21 protein-coding genes are annotated in these 20,561 nt (G+C 62.0%); 18 read left to right on the forward strand and 3 right to left on the reverse strand.

Features of this window, described 5'->3' with window-relative positions; all coding sequences use genetic code 11:
• Positions 1–131 precede the first annotated feature (131 nt).
• Entirely contained in the window at positions 132–821 is a 690-nt protein-coding gene (gene phoB / locus J4E58_RS08805) for a phosphate regulon transcriptional regulator PhoB (RefSeq protein WP_007896474.1), read from the reverse strand.
• A gap of 151 nt (positions 822–972) precedes the next feature.
• Between phoB and J4E58_RS08810 the strand changes: the two genes are divergently transcribed.
• On the forward strand, positions 973–1,356 hold the full coding sequence (locus J4E58_RS08810; RefSeq protein ID WP_007930297.1) for a hypothetical protein: 384 nt from the start codon (positions 973–975) through the stop codon (positions 1,354–1,356).
• A 69-nt stretch (positions 1,357–1,425) separates the two neighbouring features.
• Here J4E58_RS08810 and ubiA read toward each other — a convergent pair whose 3' ends face one another.
• Together ubiA and J4E58_RS08820 are read right to left on the reverse strand one after the other, a co-directional pair.
• Positions 1,426–2,316 (reverse strand): 4-hydroxybenzoate octaprenyltransferase, encoded by an 891-nt coding sequence (gene ubiA / locus J4E58_RS08815; protein WP_087087482.1) that lies wholly within the window; start codon positions 2,314–2,316, stop codon positions 1,426–1,428.
• The gene (locus J4E58_RS08820) at positions 2,316–2,822 is read right to left on the reverse strand and encodes a chorismate lyase (protein ID WP_219735271.1); all 507 of its coding nucleotides are present in this window, start codon (positions 2,820–2,822) and stop codon (positions 2,316–2,318) included. Before J4E58_RS08820 ends, ubiA begins: the two co-directional genes overlap by 1 nt.
• Positions 2,823–3,095: 273 nt before the next feature.
• Here J4E58_RS08820 and J4E58_RS08825 point away from each other — a divergent pair, with 273 nt between their 5' ends.
• The 17 genes from J4E58_RS08825 to tagH all read left to right on the forward strand — a co-directional run bounded on the left by J4E58_RS08825 (position 3,096) and on the right by tagH (position 20,559).
• On the forward strand, positions 3,096–3,263 hold the full coding sequence (locus J4E58_RS08825; RefSeq protein WP_007930291.1) for a rubredoxin: 168 nt from the start codon (positions 3,096–3,098) through the stop codon (positions 3,261–3,263).
• A gap of 38 nt (positions 3,264–3,301) precedes the next feature.
• Positions 3,302–4,450: an NAD(P)/FAD-dependent oxidoreductase gene (locus J4E58_RS08830; protein WP_087087486.1), complete on the forward strand. Its 1,149-nt coding sequence runs from the start codon at positions 3,302–3,304 to the stop codon at positions 4,448–4,450.
• Between the two features lie 188 nt (positions 4,451–4,638).
• A complete protein-coding gene (locus J4E58_RS08835; protein WP_087087488.1) occupies positions 4,639–4,914 on the forward strand; it encodes an HU family DNA-binding protein in 276 nt (91 codons plus the stop codon).
• 629 nt (positions 4,915–5,543) lie between these two features.
• Complete coding sequence (gene tssA / locus J4E58_RS08840) at positions 5,544–7,100, forward strand: type VI secretion system protein TssA (protein WP_087087491.1); 1,557 nt, start codon at positions 5,544–5,546, stop codon at positions 7,098–7,100.
• 33 nt (positions 7,101–7,133) lie between these two features.
• Positions 7,134–7,637, forward strand: a complete 504-nt coding sequence (tssB, locus tag J4E58_RS08845; RefSeq protein WP_007930286.1) for a type VI secretion system contractile sheath small subunit — start codon at positions 7,134–7,136, stop codon at positions 7,635–7,637.
• 29 nt (positions 7,638–7,666) lie between these two features.
• Entirely contained in the window at positions 7,667–9,142 is a 1,476-nt protein-coding gene (gene tssC / locus J4E58_RS08850; RefSeq protein ID WP_007930285.1) for a type VI secretion system contractile sheath large subunit, read from the forward strand.
• A 14-nt stretch (positions 9,143–9,156) separates the two neighbouring features.
• Entirely contained in the window at positions 9,157–9,564 is a 408-nt protein-coding gene (gene tssE / locus J4E58_RS08855) for a type VI secretion system baseplate subunit TssE (protein ID WP_087087493.1), read from the forward strand.
• A 10-nt stretch (positions 9,565–9,574) separates the two neighbouring features.
• Positions 9,575–10,081, forward strand: a complete 507-nt coding sequence (locus tag J4E58_RS08860; RefSeq protein WP_087087495.1) for a PAAR domain-containing protein — start codon at positions 9,575–9,577, stop codon at positions 10,079–10,081.
• Between the two features lie 3 nt (positions 10,082–10,084).
• Positions 10,085–10,924, forward strand: a complete 840-nt coding sequence (locus J4E58_RS08865; protein WP_087087497.1) for a hypothetical protein — start codon at positions 10,085–10,087, stop codon at positions 10,922–10,924.
• Between the two features lie 420 nt (positions 10,925–11,344).
• Positions 11,345–11,695 carry a hypothetical protein gene (locus tag J4E58_RS08870; protein ID WP_256583122.1) on the forward strand — a complete coding sequence of 117 codons (351 nt, stop codon included), beginning with the start codon at positions 11,345–11,347 and terminating at the stop codon, positions 11,693–11,695.
• A gap of 20 nt (positions 11,696–11,715) precedes the next feature.
• Positions 11,716–12,135 carry a hypothetical protein gene (locus tag J4E58_RS08875; protein ID WP_143481859.1) on the forward strand — a complete coding sequence of 140 codons (420 nt, stop codon included), beginning with the start codon at positions 11,716–11,718 and terminating at the stop codon, positions 12,133–12,135.
• 24 nt (positions 12,136–12,159) lie between these two features.
• Positions 12,160–13,947, forward strand: a complete 1,788-nt coding sequence (tssF, locus tag J4E58_RS08880; RefSeq protein WP_007930278.1) for a type VI secretion system baseplate subunit TssF — start codon at positions 12,160–12,162, stop codon at positions 13,945–13,947.
• Positions 13,911–14,918, forward strand: coding sequence for a type VI secretion system baseplate subunit TssG (gene tssG, locus J4E58_RS08885; RefSeq protein WP_087087505.1), 1,008 nt, complete (start codon positions 13,911–13,913; stop codon positions 14,916–14,918). Before tssF ends, tssG begins: the two co-directional genes overlap by 37 nt.
• 11 nt (positions 14,919–14,929) lie before the next feature.
• Positions 14,930–17,584 (forward strand): type VI secretion system ATPase TssH, encoded by a 2,655-nt coding sequence (gene tssH, locus J4E58_RS08890; RefSeq protein ID WP_087087507.1) that lies wholly within the window; start codon positions 14,930–14,932, stop codon positions 17,582–17,584.
• Between the two features lie 10 nt (positions 17,585–17,594).
• Positions 17,595–19,112, forward strand: a complete 1,518-nt coding sequence (locus tag J4E58_RS08895) for a sigma-54-dependent Fis family transcriptional regulator (protein WP_085532817.1) — start codon at positions 17,595–17,597, stop codon at positions 19,110–19,112.
• Positions 19,113–19,207: 95 nt separating this feature from the next.
• Entirely contained in the window at positions 19,208–19,348 is a 141-nt protein-coding gene (locus J4E58_RS08900) for a hypothetical protein (RefSeq protein WP_007930271.1), read from the forward strand.
• 17 nt (positions 19,349–19,365) lie between these two features.
• A complete protein-coding gene (gene tagH, locus J4E58_RS08905) occupies positions 19,366–20,559 on the forward strand; it encodes a type VI secretion system-associated FHA domain protein TagH (RefSeq protein ID WP_087087509.1) in 1,194 nt (397 codons plus the stop codon).
• Positions 20,560–20,561 lie beyond the last annotated feature (2 nt).

Genomic DNA, 20,561 nt, shown 5'->3' on the forward strand with positions numbered 1-20,561 from the left:
CGAATCAGGGTGCCATGCCAGTTCTGGTTCACAAAAAATCCCTGGGAGAAAAGCAGCTCCAAGCTTCAAGCTGCAAGCTACTCGGCATTGGCTCCAGCTTGCCGCTTGTAGCTTAAGGCTTGCCGCTGCTGTTAAGCCTTGGTGGAAAAACGGTAGCCGGTGCCGCGCACGGTTTGTACCAGATTCTCGTAGGCATCGCCCAAGGCTTTGCGCAGGCGGCGGATATGCACGTCGACGGTACGCTCTTCGACATAGACGTTGCCGCCCCAGACCTGGTCCAGCAACTGGCCGCGGGTGTAGGCGCGCTCCTGGTGGGTCATGAAAAATTGCAGCAGGCGGTATTCGGTCGGACCCATCTCGGCCGGTTTGCCGTCGATGGTCACGCGGTGGCTGATCGGGTCCAGCAGCAGGCCGCCGACTTCGATCGGTGCTTCGCCGTCGGTCGGGCCAGCGCGGCGCAGCACGGCCTTGAGGCGCGCGACCAGCTCGCGAGGGGAGAATGGCTTGGTGATGTAGTCGTCGGCGCCGACCTCCAGGCCCTGGATCTTGTTGTCCTCTTCGCCCTTGGCGGTGAGCATGATGATCGGGATGTCACCGGTCAGCTCATCGCGTTTCAGGCGCCGGGCCAACTCGATACCGGAGGTGCCGGGCAGCATCCAGTCGAGCAGGATCAGGTCGGGCTTGCGGTCGACGATGATGGCATGGGCCTGCTGGGAGTTCTCCGCCTCCAGGCAGTCGTAGCCGGCCATTTCCAACGCAACGGCGATCATTTCGCGAATGGGCGCTTCGTCGTCAACGATCAGAATGCTCCTGCCAACCATGCTTAATCCTCTTGTCATTTAACTGTCTTGCGCCGCATTAGATAACGGAATTATTGCAGTCGTGTGACAGTATTTTAGGTGCTGGTGCGAGGGCTGCATTCGTGGACTAAGCTTTGGGTCCGAATCCTGACAACCACCAAAGAAGGTTTCCATGACTCAACACACGCAATCCTGGAAAGCCCTGTTGCTGAGCGCTGCGCTGGCCCTGCCGGGGCTGGCGTTCGCTGCGGAACCGGCGATGACCAAAGACGGTATGTTCGTCGACCACAAGGGCATGACCTTGTACACCTTTGCCAAGGACAGCGGCGGCAAGTCCATGTGCAACGACAAGTGCGCCGCCAACTGGCCGCCGCTGATGGCCGCGAGCGGTGACAAGGCGATGGGCGAGTGGACCGTCATCAAGCGTGACGACGGCTCCATGCAGTGGGCCTACGACGGCAAGCCGCTGTACACCTTCGTGATGGACAAGAAAGCCGGTGACATGACCGGCGACGGCAAGATGGATGGCGCCTGGAAAGTGGCCAAGCCTGATTGACCTTGGTGCTTTCATCGCGGGCAAACCTCGCTCCTACGTAGGAGCGAGGCTGGCCCGCGATAACGATCTTCAGCGAACGGCGTAATCCACGACTATCCCCAGGAAAATCGCCAACCCCGCCCAGTGGTTATGCAGGAAGGCCTTGAAGCACTTCATCCGGTCGCGATCGCGGGTGTACCAGAACTCCCAGGCAAAACACCCGGCCGCCACCAGCAAACCCAGGTGGAACCAGATACCCAACTCGAAACGCGCGCCCGCCAGCAGCAGGCACACCAGCGCCAGGCCCTGCAGGGTCAGGATGATTACCCGGTCGGCTTCGCCGAACAGGATCGCGGTGGATTTCACCCCGATCTTCAGGTCGTCGTCGCGGTCGGTCATTGCGTAATAGGTGTCATAACCCACGGTCCACAGCAGGTTGGCGATGTACAGCAGCCAGGCGGTGGCCGGCAGCTCGCCGGTCTCGGCGGTAAAGGCCATCGGGATGCCCCAGGAGAACGCTGCGCCCAGCACCACTTGCGGGTAATAGGTGTAACGCTTCATGAAGGGGTAGCTGGCCGCCAGGGCCAGGCCGCCCAGCGACAGCCAGATGGTCACCGCGTTGGTGCACAGCACCAGCAGGAAGCTGATGAACATCAGCACGGCGAAGAACACCAGGGCTTCCCTGGAGCTGATTTTGCCGCTGACCAGCGGGCGCTGTTCGGTGCGCTTCACATGGCCGTCGACCTTGCGGTCGGCCCAGTCGTTGATCACGCAGCCGCCGGCCCGGGTGAGGGTTACGCCAAGGACGAAAATCACGATATTGGCCAGCGATGGCGAGCCTTCGCCGGCAATCCACAGGGCCCAGAGGGTCGGCCAGAGCAGCAGGTAGATGCCGATCGGCTTGTCCATGCGGGTCAGTTGGATAAAGTCCCAGGCGCGTGGATTCAGGCGGTTGAGGGATTTGAGCAGGCTCTGATACATCAGCGGTTCTCCGGCTGGGCGCCGACGGCGTTCCACAGGGACGGCAGGAAGATTTCGGCGACCAGCACGCTCAGGGTTGCGCGATCGAAGCGCGAACGGCGGGCCCAGAGGTCGTCGGCCTGCACCTCGTCGGGCAGCCATGGGCGTGGGTAATGGCAGACCTCGATGGGGCGGCGCTGAAAGGCCTGGTCACAGAACAGCAGTTCGCCCAGGGAGCGGCTGCCCAACTCGTCCATGTTCAGCCCGCCGTCCTGCAGGGCACTGCGGGCCGCCACGCTGCGGGCGAATACCCAGGCCTGGCCGTGACCGCGCAGATACACCTCGCGTACCCAGCCCTGGCTGCCTGGCTGCAGGTCCAGCGCGGCGCATTCGTCGGCGCGCAGGGGCTGCCAGCCCTCGACCAGCGGCGTCACGCTGAAGCCGTCGTTGGAGAGACGGGTCAGGCGCCGGGTCAGCGAACCTTCATCGAACAGCCAGTCGAGGGTCTGTGCGTCGGGGAGGGGCATCAGCCGGCTTTGCGAGAGCCAGTCCGGGGTGGAAAATGCAGAGATTGAGTGCGGCACAGTGGGTCATTATTGGCAGCAAATGAGGCCGCGAGCTTAGCATGGCGCCAGGCGATTTTGCCGCAATGGAGCGGCCGGCCGCAGCGAACGTGCTTGCATCCGTCGGTGCTCATCAGTACAAAACGCGCTGGGCCGGACGCGCCCCCTGGCGTCATCCAGAGTCGATTCATCGACCATCCCGCCGGCAACAGCCTGAGAACCTGAGGAAACGCGTAAATGAAAAAGTGGCAATGTGTGGTCTGCGGCCTGATCTACAACGAAGCCGATGGCTGGCCGGACGACGGAATCTTGCCCGGTACCCGCTGGGAAGACGTGCCTGAAGACTGGCTCTGCCCGGATTGCGGCGTCGGCAAAATGGATTTCGAAATGATCGAAATCGGCTGATCACACCCTGTGATCCCCTGAACCTGAAGGAGTAAGGAATGAACGCACCTGTCGTCATCGTGGGCACCGGGCTGGCCGGCTACAACCTGGCCCGGGAGTTTCGCAAGCTCGATAGCGAAACGCCGCTGCTGCTGATCACCGCCGATGACGGGCGTTCCTATTCCAAGCCGATGCTTTCCACCGGTTTTGGCAAGAACAAGGAAGCCGACGGCCTGAGCATGGCCGAACCCGGCGCCATGGCCGAGCAACTGAAGGCCGAGGTGCGTACCCATACCCGCATCAGCGGCATCGACCCTGGCCACAAGCGCCTGTGGATTGGCGAAGAAGCGGTGAGCTACCGCGACCTGATCCTCGCCTGGGGCGCGGAAACCGTGCGCGTACCGGTGGAGGGTGATGCTGGCGACCTGATCTTCCCGATCAACGATCTGGAAGACTACGCGCGCTTTCGCGCGGCTGCGGCCGGCAAGCGCCGGGTGTTGCTGCTGGGCGCCGGTCTGATCGGCTGCGAGTTCGCCAACGACCTGATCCTCGGCGGTTATGCAGTGGACCTGGTGGCGCCTTGCGAGCAGGTCATGCCGACGTTGCTGCACCCTGCGGCCGCCGCCGCGGTGCAGGCCGGGCTGGAAAGCCTGGGCGCGCGCTTCCATCTGGGGCCGGTACTCAATCGCTTGCAGCGCACGGCGGATGGCCTCGAGGCACATCTGTCCGACGGTGAAGTGATTGCCTGCGATCTGGTGGTGTCGGCGATCGGCCTGCGTCCGCGCATTGACCTGGCCGCCGCCGCGGGGGTGATGGTCAACCGTGGGGTGGTGGTCGACCGGCATCTCAAGACGTCCCACGCCAACATTTATGCCTTGGGCGACTGCGCCGAGGTCGATGGGCTGAATCTGTTGTACGTCATGCCCCTCATGAGTTGTGCGCGAGCGCTGGCGCAGACCCTGGCGGGTAACCCGACGGCAGTCAGCTACGGCCCGATGCCGATCACCGTGAAAACCCCGGTCTGCCCGCTGGTGGTTTCGCCACCGCCACGCGGCCTGGAGGGCGTGTGGACGGTCGAAGGGCAGGGCGCCGACATCAAGGCGCTGTGCCGCGATGCCAGCGGCAAACTGCTGGGCTATGCGCTGACCGGGGCCGCGGTCATGGACAAACTGGCCCTGAACAAAGAGCTTCCCGGCTTGTTGGCCTAAATACCGGTCGTTCTGTCGGAATAATCATGTGTTTGCCACTACAAAGGTTGCGCAGAGACTGGCGCCACTCCTAACTGCGTGCCATCCTCACACCCGTCTGCCGCAGAGTAGAGCCTGCGGCGCCTTGGGCGCTGTTCCGGAAGAACAGCACGGACATAACAACAAAAAACCGTCAAAGAGGCTTCACTATGCGTAAACCAGAACTCGCCGCTGCAATTGCTGAAAAAGCGGATCTGACCAAAGAACAAGCCAACCGCGTTCTCAATGCCGTTCTCGAAGAAATCACTGGCGCCCTGCATCGCAAAGACAGGGTCACCCTGGTAGGTTTTGGAACCTTCCTGCAGCGTCACCGTGGCGCCCGTACCGGCAAGAACCCGCAAACCGGTGAGCCGGTGAAGATCAAGGCCAGCAACACCGTAGCCTTCAAGCCAGGCAAATCGCTGAAAGACAGCGTCAATCCATAACTGTTGCGAACTCCCTCGATAGCAGGGAGAACCGTATTGAAAAATGGGCAAACCGATAATTCGGATGCCCATTTTTTATGGATGGTTGTTCGGCATATAAAGAACGGGAATGCATGCAGCAAGTTTCGCGAGGAACTACATCTGTATTGCTCAAAAAACATACAGACTGTTTGATGGCAAACTATCGTCTTGAGTGCCATCATATTAGTGGCACTTTACAAAGTTAGGGGCATCCGCGGCTGCACTCTTTCATAAAAGTTCAGAATTAGGATTTATTTCCGTACCCGGCACTTTCGATTCTGCCTGACATTACCCCTTAATCATTGAATCGCTCTCTGGTTTATATCGCGCAAGGCTCTGGCCCGCGGCTTCTGGCGTTGCTGGTTGGAATAGGGATTCAACTGGTTGTCTAGGGGGAAACCCTGCCATATATAAGGCAATCTCTTACGAACAGCCGATGACAGTTCGTCTTGTTGTTTGAGGGGATGCTTGCTAGTGGCCATCATACTGATTACGATGCGCGCTCTTGAAAGAGCAGGCTCAATTGGATGAGTACGCTCTTTGATACTGTCAAGCACGCGAAAAATGTCTCGCGGGCGTATAGACCGTAATCTCGAAAAAGGCCATGGATGTCCTACTCAAGTAAACTTTCTGCCCATTACCTCGAACTCGCCAAAGCCTCTGTTTCCAAAGAGAGTTTTGCGGGCGAGGACGTTCGCTTCTCCAGCGAATACGAGGCACTGGAAAGTGAGCTGGGCAAAGCCCAATCCATGCACGAAAGCGGTCAGATCGACTGGCTGAAAATCCTCGAAAACAGTGAAGCGCTGCTGCGTACCCAGTCCAAGGATCTGCGGGTGGCCGCCTGGCTCACCTGGGCCTTGTATCAGCGTGAATCCTTCCCCGGCCTGCTGGCCGGCCTTGGTCTTCTGCAGCACCTGTGCGAACAGCATTGGGCGCAGATCCACCCCGCCAAGCTGCGTACCCGGGCTGCCGCCGTCGGCTGGCTGGTGCCGCGTCTTGAGCAGGTGCTGGGCGAAAACATCGCGATCAAGGAGCAACTGCCGCTGTTCCGCCGCCTGGTGGAACACCTGGAAGGGCTCGATGCCGCGCTCACCGAGCATCTGGGTGACAACGCGCCCTTGCTGCTGCCGATCTGCCGGCGGCTGTCGACCATGGTCCAGCGCGCCGCCGACAACCAGCCAGAACCCGGCGCCGTGGGCGCGGTGGTGGCCCAGGTCAAGCAGGCCGCGACCCAGCTGTTCACGCCTGGCGCGCCGATCGACAACGAGAAGGAAGCGCAGAAGGCCCTGCGTGCGATGCAGGAAAACGCCCGTCCACTGAGCGCCTGGTGGCTCAAGCAGAAGGCCACTGACGTACGCGCCCTGCGCCTGAACCGCACCATGCTGTGGTTGCCCATCGATGCCGTCCCGGAGCGCAACGCCGAGCAGATCACTGCGTTGCGTGGGCTGCCGGCCGACAAGCTCAAGACCTACCAGGAGCGTTTTGCCAATGGGCAATACGCCGACCTGTTGGTGGAGCTCGAAGCCAGCCTGGCCAGGGCGCCGTTCTGGTTCGACGGCCAGCGCATGGTCTGGGAATGCCTGCAGGGGCTGAACGCCGACCAGGCGATGCGCGAAGTGGAGTTTCACTTCGCGCTCCTGTTGCAGCGCCTGCCGGGGGTGGTCGAGTTGCGTTTCCACGACGGCGCGCCTTTCGCCGACCCGGCCACCCGCGGCTGGATCAGCGCCCATGTCATGCCCCATCTGCAAAGCGCCAGCGCGCCGCGCAAGGTCGAAGCGACCGCCAGCCAGCCAGCCTGGGAAGAAGCCCTCGAAGAGGTCTTGCCGATCCTGCGCAAGGACGGCCTCAAGGCCGCCGTGCAGGTCCTCAAGCAAGGCCTGCAGAACGCCCATGGCGGGCGGGTGAGATTTTTCTGGCAGTTCAGCCTGGCGCGGCTGTGCTTCATGGCCAAGAAATACGAGCTGGCCAAGACCCAGCTCGAAACCCTCGATCAAGAATTACTGAGCTCGGGCCTGCATGCCTGGGAGCCGGATCTTGCGTTGGAAGTGCTGCACCTCCTGCATAGCTGCTGTGAGTTGTTGCCGCAGAACCACGCAGTGCGAGAACGCAAGGAAGAGATTTATCGCAGGCTGTGCCACCTCGACCTCGAAGTGGTACTCGAATAGGCCCCAGGGCCAACAACCGCAAGGAGAAAAGCCATGGCCAAAGAAGGCTCGGTAGCCCCCAAGGAACGCATCAACGTCACCTTCAAACCCGCCACCGGCGGTGCTCAGGAAGAGATTGAACTGCCGTTGAAGCTACTGGCAATCGGTGATTACACCCAGCGCGTGGACGAGCGCAAAGTGGAAGACCGCAAGCCGATCAGCATCGACAAAATGACGTTCGACGAAGTGCTGGCCAAGCAGGAGCTGAGCCTGACGCTGAGCGTGCCTAACCGTCTTCAGGAAGAGGGCGACACCGAAGAGCTGGCGGTCAAGCTGCGCGTCAACTCGATGAAGGACTTCAACCCGGCCAGCCTGGTCGAGCAAGTGCCTGAGCTGAAAAAACTGATGGAACTGCGCGACGCGCTGGTGGCCCTCAAGGGTCCGCTGGGTAACGCCCCTGCATTCCGTAAAGCCATCGAAGGCGTACTCGCTGACGACGAATCGCGCGGTCGTGTACTCGGTGAGCTGGGCCTGAACGCCGCAGCCACCGAAGCCTGAGTCTCTATCAGTCAAGGAAGCCAAACACTATGAGCACTAGTGCAGCACAACAGAAAAGCAACGAGAACGGCGAGTACAGCATTCTCGACAGCATCATCGCCGAAACCCGCCTGACTCCGGACGACGAAGCCTACGACATCGCCAAGCGCGGCGTGTCGGCCTTCATCGAAGAGCTGCTCAAGCCTCAGAACGATGGCGAGCCAGTCAAGAAGGCCATGGTTGACCGCATGATCGCCGAGATCGATGCCAAGCTCAGCCGCCAGATGGACGAAATCCTCCACCACGAAGACTTCCAGTCCCTGGAATCGGCCTGGCGTGGCCTGCAGTTGCTGGTCGACCGCACCAACTTCCGCGAAAACATCAAGATCGAAATCCTCAACGTCTCCAAGCAGGACCTGCTGGACGACTTCGAAGATTCGCCGGAAGTGATGCAGGCTGGCCTGTACAAGCACATCTACACCGCTGAATACGGCCAGTTCGGTGGCCAGCCGGTGGGCGCGATCATCGCCAACTACTTCATGTCGCCAAGCTCGCCTGACGTGAAGCTGATGCAGTACGTGTCCAGCGTTGCCTGCATGTCCCACGCGCCGTTCATCGCCGCGGCTGGTCCGAAATTCTTCGGTCTGGAAAGCTTCACCGGTCTGCCGGATCTGAAGGATCTGAAGGATCACTTCGAAGGCCCTCAATTCGCCAAATGGCAGAGCTTCCGCCAGTCGGAAGACTCGCGCTACATCGGCCTGACCGTACCGCGCTTCTTGCTGCGCAACCCGTACGATCCGGAAGAGAACCCGGTCAAGTCCTTCGTCTACAAGGAAACCGTTGCCAACAGCCACGAGCATTACCTGTGGGGCAACACCGCGTACGCCTTCGGTACCAAGCTGACCGACAGCTTCGCCAAGTTCCGCTGGTGCCCGAACATCATCGGCCCGCAGAGCGGTGGCGCGGTGGAAGACCTGCCGCTGCACCACTTCGAAAGCATGGGCGAAATCGAAACCAAGATCCCTACCGAGGTACTGGTCAGCGACCGCCGTGAATACGAACTGGCCGAGGAAGGCTTCATTTCCCTGACCATGCGCAAAGGCAGCGACAACGCGGCGTTCTTCTCCGCAAGCTCGGTGCAGAAGCCGAAGTTCTTCGGCATCAGCGCCGAAGGCAAGGCCGCGGAGCTGAACTACAAGCTCGGCACCCAGCTGCCGTACATGATGATCGTCAACCGCCTGGCTCACTACCTCAAAGTGCTGCAGCGCGAGCAACTCGGTTCGTGGAAAGAACGTACCGACCTCGAGCTGGAACTCAACAAGTGGATCCGCCAGTACGTCGCCGACCAGGAAAACCCGAGCGCCGAAGTGCGTGGCCGTCGTCCGCTGCGCGCCGCGCAGATCATCGTCAGCGATGTGGAAGGTGAGCCGGGCTGGTACCGCGTCAGCCTGAACGTGCGTCCGCACTTCAAGTACATGGGGGCCGATTTCACCCTGTCGCTGGTTGGCAAGCTGGACAAAGAGTAACCAGGAGCTAGGTCATGACCGGATACGGCAGCCTTTTCGAACGCCTGAGTGGCGAGGCCGACAAACGTGTCGGCTGGAGCCGCGAGGTTTCCGCCATGGCGTCGGTGGCTGCCCATCTGGGCAAGATGCTCAGCACCCGTGCGGGCAGCGTGCAGACGCTGTCCGATTACGGGTTGCCCGATCTCAACGACATGCGCCTGAGCCTGCACGACGCCCTGAGCCAGGCCCGCCTGGCCATCGAAAGCTTCATCGAAGCCTACGAGCCGCGTCTGAGCAACGTGCGTGTCGTTTCCCTGCCGCGTGATCACGACCAGCTCAAGCTGGCTTTCAGTATCGAAGGCCTGCTTGAGGTGGACGGGTTCAAGCGCCAGGTCAGTTTTTCCGCGCGCCTGGATGGCAGCGGTCAGGTCAAGGTCAGTTAAGGAGACGAGGATGTCAGGTAAACCCGCAGCACGCGTCAGCGACCCCACCGCCTGCCCGCTCCCCGGCCACGCAACCAACCCGATCGCCGCCGGTTCCGGCGATGTGTTCTTCGATGGCCTCGCGGCCGCCCGCCAGGGCGATGCCTCGGCCTGTGGCGGAGCGATGTCCGGCGGCCTGGCGACCACGGTGCTGATCAACGGCAAGCCGGCGGCCACGGTTGATTCGGTCGGGACTCATGGAAATATCGTTATCGGTGGGTCGGGGACGGTGATTATCGGGAATTCCCACTCGGCGGCGTCGTTTGCTCCTCCATTACCGCTGACTATTCCTGGATTTGATGAGCAGTTTGCGCTGACAGATGAGGCGGGAGCTCCGATTGCCAATCGCCGATATCTGCTTGTTCGCGAAGATGGCTCGCAGGAAGAAGGGATTACCAACGATGCAGGGCTTACTCATCGGCTTGCTCGACATGAGCGAGCAGAGAAAGTCGAAGTCTACGTAGCCGCGGGAAGCTGATGAATGGCCACTGATACCATCAACACTTCAAGTGGTACTTTCAAAAAAGTCGCTACGGTGCAGAGTTCCCCTACCAAAGAACTTGTGCCCAAGCCGGTTGTAGTTGAGCAAGGGCTGACCGTATTTTTGGGTGGCGCTGGGATGATTGGTGGTTATAACGCCGATATGATCAACGCATTTACCGAGACCGGCATTGCTAACGCTGTCTACGGAAACTATTCATCCCTGATCACTGGGGCCGATGAGTATGTCCATCCAATGATTGATATGCTCGCCGACGCATCGTCGGTTATTTTTTATAATCAGGACAGTAGTCGGCCGGCAGAGTTTGAATATGATCAGGTGGGCGTTGTAAAAGAAAGAACCGATTTGTATGGTTTGGTCGCTGTTAAAAGCACTATGCCGGTTATAGAAAGCCAACCTGCGGATTTTTCCCTTGCTGCCATTGGCATATCAAAGAAGATTCCGACTTCCGGGCAGTTCAATATTGTCGGGTACTCATGGGGGGCGGTAATTGCGGCGCGTAGCGCTATGTATCATGCGCGCAAGGATATTATCGTCGATCACTTGGTTCTGATCGGTGCACCGATCAATCAGGACTTGAAGGATGCGGTAACCGGGCATCCGAAAATAATCAAGACAATAATTATTGACCTGGCGGATAAGGGCGATCCGATTTATGCCGGGATGACGGATGCCGAATTGGTTGGCGTTGCACCCGAGCTTGCGGGGCAGATGTCAGGGACTAACCAAGGACACTTTTACTATTCAGGGGATGATGCAGACGGTCAATTAAGGCATCGGGAACTTGCAAAGCGGCTTTATGACGAAGGGCTTCGATAAAGTGATGCGATATTTCGTTATCTTCATTTCTCTTGTCATGCTGTCTTTGAGCTTTATCGATCCCAAAGCCCCGTGGGGGGTTAGTGTCGACTTTATGGGCTTATCGCTCCCTCAGGCGGGGTATACATTTTTTTTCGTGGTTTGTATTTTTCTTTATCTTCCGATGATAGTTGTCGGTCTTTATTATTTTGTAAAAAGTGCAGTTCGTTTGGTCAGGTTTCGAGATCTCAGGGGTGGGTTCGAGCCGTTTATTTTGTTTGCGCTCATTGTGGTGAGTTTGAGCCGGTTCGGCGATTGGGTTGTTTATGAAATTTTCTAAATTCCAACCTTGTCGCTGCAATCAATGGGTGTCCCGTGAATTGTTCTAACGGGCCAATGCCAGCCATTGCTGCACCCTCGATGAAGGGTAAGGCGTTCAGGTTGCTCAACGCATTCCTTTGCTCAGTCGGCTTGCTGGCGATTCTGCTGCTGTTTGCGCTGCTGTTTACCTGGCAGCGGGATACCCCGCCAAAACTGTTCGCTCATCCCAATGCGCTGTGGGTTGGCGCGGAGGATGGTGGTGTGTTCGTCGAAATCGCCAAGGCCGAGGCGCCGGATTATTACGTTGAGATCCGGCATGAGAATGGGGACATCTGGGGTGAAGGCTGGATTCGGTACGACGGCAAAGATGGCTTTCCGCTGAGTGCCGCGGCCATCACCGGGTTTGATGGCGAGGCGCTTTATCTACAGACCAGCGTTGCGATTACCTCTGAAAAAGCGGGGGCGCAGTAATCATGGGAGAGAGGGGTCGCATGCTCAGTGCTGGCCGCCGTCGCTTGCTTGTCACAGCCCTCTGGATTCCGCTGGCCGTTCTCCTGCTCATGCTGCTGGACGAGTGTCTGAGAGGCACCCCCTTGACCGTCGAGTTGTTCGAGACCTACGCGTCGACCATGGGCATTGTGGCGTACATCGCCTTTGCCCTTCTGGAAATGCGCCTGCTGCGTGGCAAGAGCGAGCAACAAATACTCGCGCGGGTCTGGCTCGGGCCGTTGCTGTTCATCCCTTTTTACGCCGCTTCGTGGATGCTTTTTCAGTTGGGAAAAATGCTTGGCGGTGATGCCAGTGACGTTGCACCGATGTTGGGTTGGCTGGTTTTCATTCCGTGTGTCCTCATCGTGGGCTACGTGGTTTCCGGGCTGACGGTTGCGCTCTACAGGACGGTTTATTCATGAGATCCACTACCAGGCAGGTAACCCGTGTCCTTTAACCACTACTACCAAAGCGAACTCACCGCGCTGCGTCAGCTGGGTCGCCGTTTCGCCGAGCGTAGTCCGGCCCTGGCGCCGTTCCTGGGCCAGGCCGGGCGGGACCCGGATGTGGAGCGCCTGCTCGAAGGTTTCGCCTTTCTCACCGGTCGCCTGCGACAGAAGCTCGATGACGAGCTGCCGGAACTCAGCCACTCGCTGATGCACTTGCTGTGGCCGAACTACATGCGGCCGTTGCCGGCGTTCAGCATTCTGCAGTTCGACCCGCTGAAGCAGTCCGGGCCGGCCCTGCGCGTGGAGCGTGATACGCCGGTGGAGAGCAAGCCCATCGATGACGTGCGCTGCCGCTTCCGCACCTGCTACCCGACCGAAGTTCTGCCGCTGGACCTGACGGCGCTGAACTACTCGGTGAAAGGCGACGGCGCGCTGCTCAGCCTGCGCCTGGAGATGAGCTGCGACGGCCACCTCGGCGAGCTGAACCTCAGCCGCCTGCGCCTGCACCTGGCGGGCGAGCGCTACATCAGCCAGATGCTCTACCTGAGCCTGCTGCGCAACCTCGAAGGCATCGAACTGGTGCCGCTGGGCATGGACGGCAAGCCGTTCCCGGGTGTCAGCGGCAATGCCATGTCGTTCAAGATGCCCGGCAACCGCGTGCAGCCGGTGGGCTTTGCCGAGGAAGAGGCGTTGATCCCGTATCCGCTGAACACCTTCCGCGGCTATCGCTACCTGCAGGAGTATTTCGCCTTCCAGGACAAGTTCCTGTTCGTCGACCTGAACGGCCTGGACCTGCTCAAATCGCTGCCGGAGGACACCCTCAAGCAGCTGCACGGCCTGGAAGTGCGCTTCGACATTCGCAAGAGCGGCATCCAGCGCCTGCGGCCGACCCTGGACAACGTGAAGCTGTACTGCACGCCGATCGCCAACCTGTTCAAGCACGACGCCCTGCCGATCCGCCTCGACGGCAAGCAGGACGAGTACCTGCTGCTGCCGGCCGAATACGACCTGGAAAACTGCGGCGTGTTCTCGGTGGAAACCGTGACCGGCTGGAAGCCCGGCGGCCTGGGTTACCAGGAATACGTGCCGTTCGAATCCTTCGAGCACGACCCGAGTTTCGACGTCCCGCAAAGCCGCCCGCACTACAGTATCCGCCAGCGTTCCTCGCTGCTGCACGACGGCCTGGACACTTACCTGAGCTTCGGCATCCGCCACACCGAGGCCCACGAAACCCTGTCCATCGAGCTGACCTGCACCAACCAGAACCTGCCGCGCCGGCTCAAGCTCGGCGAGATCAACCAGGCGTGCGAGGAAACCCCGGAGTTCCTCAGTTTCCGCAATATCACCCCGGCCACCTCGAGCTACGCGCCACCGCTGAACCGCGACTTCCTGTGGAAGCTGATCAGCAACATGTCGCTCAACTATCTGTCGCTGGCCAACGTCGATGCGCTCAAGGTGATTCTCGAAACCTACGACTTGCCGCGCTACTACGACCAGCACCTGGAAAAGGTCAGCAAGCGCCTGTTGGGCGGGCTCAAGTCGATCCGCCACGAGCATGTCGACCGGCTGCATCGGGGCCTGCCGCTGCGCGGTTTGCGCACCGAGCTGACCATCGATCCGGAAGGCTATATCGGTGAGGGCGACATGTTCGTCTTCGCCTCGGTTCTCAACGAGTTTTTCGCTCTTTACGCCAGTCTCAACTCGTACCACGAGCTGCGGGTAAAAAGTACACAGGGAGAGGTGTACCAATGGACACCACGTATGGGTCTACAGCCCCTGCTTTAAGCGGGCTGACCCGGGTCATTCGCGAGTACTCGCTGTTTCAGGCCGTGCTGCTGGTGGTGGACCGGCTGCGCGATTCCCATCCGGGCCTGAGCGAAGAGGATCTCTACGACCAGCTGGAATTTCAGGCCAATCCGAGCCTGGGTTTCCCTGGCAGCGATGTCGATCGCGTGGAGTTTTTCGAAGAGCACGGGCAAATGCGCGCGCGCCTGCGGTTCAACCTGATCGGGCTGTTCGGCTCCAGCTCGCCGCTGCCGGCGTTCTACGGCGAGCAGGCCCTGGGCGACAGCGAAGACGGCAACCCGACCCGCAACTTCCTCGACCTGTTCCACCATCGCCTGCAACGGCTGATGCTGCCGATCTGGCGCAAGTACCGCTACCGCGCCAGCTTCAAGAGCGGTGCGCTCGACCCGTTTTCCGCCCAGCTGTTCGCCCTGATCGGCCTCGGCGGCGAGGACATCCGCAAGGCCAAGGAGCTGAACTGGAAGCGCCTGCTGCCGTACCTCGGCCTGCTCAGCCTGCGGGCCCACTCGGCGGCATTGATCGAGGCCGTGCTGCGCTACTACTTCAAGCATGCGGACCTGGTGATCGAGCAGTGCATCGAGCGCCGGGTGGAGATTCTCGAAGAGCAACGCAACCGCCTGGGCCGCGCCAACAGCCAGCTCGGCGAGGACCTGGTGTTGGGCGAACGGGTGCGCGACCGCAGCGGCAAGTTCCGCATCCATATCCGCCAGCTCGACTGGCAACGCTTCCACGAATTCCTGCCGATCGGTTTCGGCTACCAGCCGCTGTGCGCGCTGGTGCGGTTCACCCTGCGTGACCCGCTGGACTACGACATTCGCCTGGTCCTGCGCCAGGAAGAAATCCGCGAACTGCGCATCGGTGAGCAGAACGCCTGTCGCCTGGGGTGGACCAGTTGGCTCGGCCGCGAACGCGCGGACGGCGTGGTGACCCTGGGCAGCAAAATTCATTAAGGACAGATGACATGATCAACGTAGACCTGCAGCAACTGATCCAGGCGCTGGACGCCGAAACCCGCCGTGACCTGGAAAGCTCCGCTGAACGCTGCGTCGCCCGGGGCGGCAGCAAGATCCTGGTCGAAGACCTGCTGTTGGGCTTGCTGGAGCGCCCGCAAGGCCTGCTCGCACGCGCGTTGCAGGACGCCGAAGTGGATGCCGGCGAGCTGAGCGCGGCGTTGCAATCGCGGGTCGAGCACAGCGCCTCGCGCAACCCGGTGTTCGCCCCGGAGCTGGTGCAGTGGCTGCAGGACGCCTTGCTGGTGGCCAACCTCGAACTGGGCCAGAGCCAGGTCGAGCAGGCGGCGCTGATTCTCGCGCTGCTGCGCAACCCGATGCGTTACGCCGGTAGCCGCTACCAGCCATTGCTGGCCAAGCTGAACATCGAGCGCCTGAAGGATTTCGCCCTGTCGCAGAAGGAAGAGCCGGCCAGCGGCAAGCCGGCGGCGCCGGGCGAATCGCTGTTGCAGCGCTTCACCCACAACCTGACCCAGCAGGCGCGCGAGGGCAAGCTCGACCCGGTGCTGTGCCGCGATAGCGCGATCCGCCAGATGGTCGACATCCTTGCCCGTCGCCGCAAGAACAACCCGATCGTGGTCGGCGAAGCCGGTGTCGGTAAGACCGCGGTGGTCGAAGGCCTGGCCTCGCGCATCGCCGCCGGTGAAGTGCCGCAAGTGCTCAAGGGCGTCGAGCTGCTGTCGCTGGACATGGGCCTGCTGCAAGCGGGCGCCAGCGTGAAGGGCGAGTTCGAGCGCCGCCTCAAGGGTGTGATCGACGAGGTCAAGGCTTCGCCTAAGCCGATCATTCTGTTTATCGACGAAGCCCACACCCTGATCGGCGCCGGTGGCAACGCGGGCGGTTCCGACGCGGCCAACCTGCTCAAGCCAGCCCTGGCCCGTGGCGAGCTGCGCACCATCGCCGCCACCACCTGGGCCGAGTACAAGAAGTACTTCGAGAAAGACCCGGCCCTGGCCCGTCGCTTCCAGCCGGTGCAGTTGCATGAACCGACCGTCAGCGAGGCGGTGACCATCCTGCGTGGCCTGGCCCAGGTCTATGAGAAGAGCCACGGTATCTACCTGCGCGACGACGCGGTGGTGGCCGCGGCCGAACTGTCGGCCCGCTACCTGGCCGGCCGCCAGCTGCCGGACAAGGCGGTGGACGTGCTCGACACCGCCTGTGCCCGGGTGCGCATCAGCCTGGCCGCGGCGCCGGAGAGCCTGGAGCGCCTGCGTGGCGAGCTGGCCGAAGGCGGCCGTCAGCGTCAGGCGTTGCGCCGCGATGCCGAAGCCGGCCTGGTGATCGACCAGGAAGCACTGGACGCACTGGAGGCCCGCCTGGCCGAAGCCGAGGCCGAGCAACAAGCCCTGGAAACCCTGTGGAGCGAACAGCGCACCCTGGCCGAGCGCCTGCTCGAACTGCGCCAGCAACTGGCCAAGGCCCGCGATGCGGCCAACCAGCCGCCGCGGGTGTCGGTGGAAGAAGACGCCGAAGGCACGGTGATCGAAACCCTTGCCGCTGAAGTGGAAGAAGGACAGAGCGTCGAGGCACTGGAAGCCGCGCTCAACGAAACCCATCGCGCCCTGAGCGATGCCCAGAGCCAGGAGCGCCTGGTCAGCTTCGAAGTCTGTCCGCGCCTGGTGGCCGAAGTGATCAGTGCCTGGACCGGCGTGCCGCTGACGCAACTGGCCCGCGAGCACAACGCCAAGGTCGCGAGTTTCGCCAGCGACCTGCGCGCGCGCATTCGTGGTCAGGAGCAGGCGGTGCATGCGCTGGACCGCTCGATGCGCGCCACCGCCGCTGGCCTGAACAAGCCGGACGCGCCGGTGGGCGTGTTCCTGCTGGTGGGCCCGAGCGGCGTCGGCAAGACCGAAACCGCCCTGGCCCTGGCCGACCTGCTGTACGGCGGCGATCGCTTCATCACCACCATCAACATGTCCGAGTTCCAGGAGAAGCACACCGTGTCGCGCCTGATCGGCGCGCCTCCAGGCTACGTCGGCTACGGCGAAGGCGGCATGCTCACCGAGGCGGTGCGGCAGAAACCCTATTCGGTGATTCTGCTCGACGAGGTCGAGAAAGCCGACCCGGACGTGCTCAACCTGTTCTATCAGATCTTCGATAAAGGCGTAGCCAACGACGGCGAAGGGCGCGAGATCGACTTCCGCAACACCCTGATCCTGATGACCTCGAACCTGGCCAGCGACCGCATCAGTGCGCTGTGCGAGAACGGCGAGCGGCCGAGCGCCGAGACCCTGGAAGAGACCATCCGCCCGGTGCTCAGCAAGCACTTCAAGCCGGCGCTGCTGGCGCGCATGCGTGTGGTGCCGTACTACCCGGTGGGCGGCCCGGTGCTGCGCGAACTGATCGAAATCAAGCTGGGCCGTTTAGGTGAACGCCTGAACCGTCGCCAGCTGGATTTCACTCACTGCCAGAACCTGGTCGACCATCTGGCCGAGCGCTGCACCCAGAGCGAAAGCGGCGCGCGCCTGATCGACCATCTGCTCGACCTGCACGTACTGCCGCTGGTGGCCGACCGCCTGCTGGACGCCATGGCCACCGGCGAGAACCTCAAGCGCGTGCACGCGACGCTCGACAGCAGCGGCGGCGTGACCTGCGAGTTCGCCTGAGGTGGGTGTGATGTTCACTCGTGTACCGCAACCGCTGATCTACGCCGAGGCGCTGCTGGCGCAGTTCGCCAGCCTGTCGCGGGCGGCCGACGGTGGCGCGCTGCTGGGCGATTTCGTGCGCGGCGTGGCCGGGCTCAGCGGTTGCGAACTGAGCCAGCTGTACCTGCTCGATGCCACTCATACCCGGCTCGGCCTTAGCGCCGAATGCCTGGGCGGCATCCTGCAACCGCGGGAAGCGGCGAGCCTGCCGGCGGACTACAACGGTGAGCAGTTGCTGCAGTTCGCCCTGTGCCAGAACCGCGTGGTGAGCCTGGTGGGGCTGAGCGGCAGCCTGCACGAAACGAGTTTCCTGCCGGCCCGGGACACGCCCTGGCAGTCGCTGTTGTGCGTGCCGCTGGTGAACACGCAAAAGGCTGTCGAGGGCCTGCTGCTGTGCGCCAGTCGCGAACATATCGACCTGCAGGGCTTCGCCGATTCCATGGGCCAGCTGGGCTCGTTTGTGCTTGGGCAACTGCATCTGCTGCAACGCCTGCGGCGTCCGGTGGGCGACGCGGCGCCTGTGGCCAGCACCCCGGTCAGCGCCAGCGGCTACGGGTTGATCGGCAACAGCACGGCCATGCGCCAGACCTACCAGTTGATCAGCAAGGTGCTGCACAGCCCCTACACCGTATTGCTGCGTGGCGAGACCGGTACCGGCAAGGAAGTGGTGGCGCGGGCCATCCACGACTACGGCCCGCGGCGCTCCCAGGCGTTCATCGTGCAGAACTGCGCGGCGTTCCCGGAGAACCTGCTGGAGAGTGAGCTGTTCGGCTACCGCAAGGGCGCCTTCACCGGCGCCGATCGCGACCGTCCGGGGCTGTTCGACGCGGCCAATGGCGGCACCCTGTTGCTGGACGAAATCGGCGACATGCCGCTGTCCCTGCAGGCCAAGCTGCTGCGCGTGCTGCAGGAGGGCGAGATCCGTCCGCTGGGTTCCAACGACACCCACAAGATCGACGTGCGCATCATCGCCGCGACCCACCGCGACCTGGCGGTGCTGGTCAGCGAGGGCAAGTTCCGCGAGGACCTGTACTACCGCCTGGCGCAGTTCCCGATCGAGTTGCCGGCCCTGCGCCAGCGCGAAGGCGACATCCTCGACCTGGCCCGGCACTTCGCCGACAAGGCCTGCGCCTTCCTCCAGCGCGACCCGGTGAGTTGGTCGGAAACCGCCCTCAATCACCTCTCGGGCTACACCTTCCCGGGCAACGTGCGCGAGCTCAAGGGCCTGGTGGAGCGGGCGGTGCTGCTGTGCGAAGGCGGCGAGCTGCTGGCCGAGCATTTCTCCCTGAGCATCGAAGCGTTGCCGGAGGAACCCGGGCTGAACCTGCGCGAACGCCTGGAGAAGGTCGAGCGTCATCTGCTGCTCGATTGCCTGCGCAAGAACGATGGCAACCAAACCCTCGCGGCCCGCGAGCTGGGGTTGCCCAGGCGCACGCTGCTGTACCGCCTCGGGCGGCTGAACATCAATCTTGGCGACTTCGAGGGTTAGCGCGACATGACTTTCCCCAGCGCCTTTTTCGTTTCGCCAAGCGTCGCCCGCAAGGGTCGGCGCTTTGTGCATTGTCTACCCATGGAGATCCTCTGATGTCTGTTCGTCACTGGCAAGCCGCCCTGCTGGCTCTGATCGTTCTCAGCGGCCTCGGCGGCTGTAGCGGCAATTACAAATTCAACGACAACACCTATCGCCCATTGGGTGATCCGCAGGCGGTCAATCGCGGCAAGTGACCGCAAGGAGCATCATCATGGAACTGGTTTTCGAAATGCTGAACACCAAGCAGTTCGTGCCCACGGAGTTGAGCAGCAAAACCTTCAAGCAGGCCGGCGGGGTGATCGGGCGGGGCGAGGATTGCGACTGGATCATTCCGGACCGCAAGCGTCACCTGTCCAATCACCACGCGATCGTCAGCTACCGCGACGGTACGTTCTTCCTCACCGATACCAGCAGCAACGGTATCCAGGCCAGTGACAGCGGCGCGCGCCTGCGCAAGGGCGAGCCCCAGCGTATCGAGCACGGCAGCGTCTATGTGCTGGGGGATTTCGAGATCCGTGCGCGCCTGGTGCGCGATCCGGCGACCTTCGACGCCGAAGTCGGGCGTCCGCAGGCCGCTGGCAGCATCATTCCCGATGACGCCTTCCTCGACCTTGACCCGCTCAACGCGCTGGACCAGCAGGAGCGGGTGTATTCGGAAATCGACGAACTGACCGCGCTCAACACGCCGCGCCAGGAACCACGCCAGCGCGCGGACTATGCGCGGATCGACATGGAAAGCCTGCTGGTGCCGGAACTGGTGGCACAGCCCGAGGCGCCGGTCGCCGTCGAGCCGGCCCCGGTGGAACGCCAGAGCGAAGGCTTCTGGGAGCATTTCGGCGCGGCGCTGGGGGTGGACCTCAAAGGCCTCGATCACGACGCCCGCGAAGCCCTGGCAATCGATGCCGCGCGCCTGCTCAAGCAAAGCATCGGTGGCCTGCAGCAGAGCCTGCGCACCCGCAGCGAGCTGAAAAACGAACTGCGCCTGGCCCTGACCACCGCCCAGGGCGGCAGCAAGAACCCACTGAAGTTCGCCGTGGACGCCAGCGAAGCGCTGGGCATCCTGCTGCAAGGCAACAAGCCCGGCCAGCTGCCGGCCGAGCAGGCGATTTCCCGCGCCTTCCGCGATCTGCAGGCGCACCAGGTGGCGCTGCTGACCGCCAGCCGCGCGGCCGTGCGCGGCACCCTCGAGCATTTCTCGCCGCAGCAGCTGACCCTGCGTTTCGAGCGCGACAACAAGCCGTTGCTGGCCACCTCCGGCAGCCGCTGGAGAGCCTACAACCGCTATCACCAGGCCCTGCGTCAGGACGATGACTGGAGCGAACGCCTGCTGGCCCGTGACTTCGCCCAGGCCTACGAAGAACAGATCCGCCTGATCTCCACCCTTCACACCGAACACCAAGGATGATG

Origin of the sequence: Pseudomonas sp. FW305-25 (genome assembly GCF_017351415.1) — a bacterium.
GTDB classification, from domain to species: domain Bacteria; phylum Pseudomonadota; class Gammaproteobacteria; order Pseudomonadales; family Pseudomonadaceae; genus Aquipseudomonas; species Aquipseudomonas chlororaphis.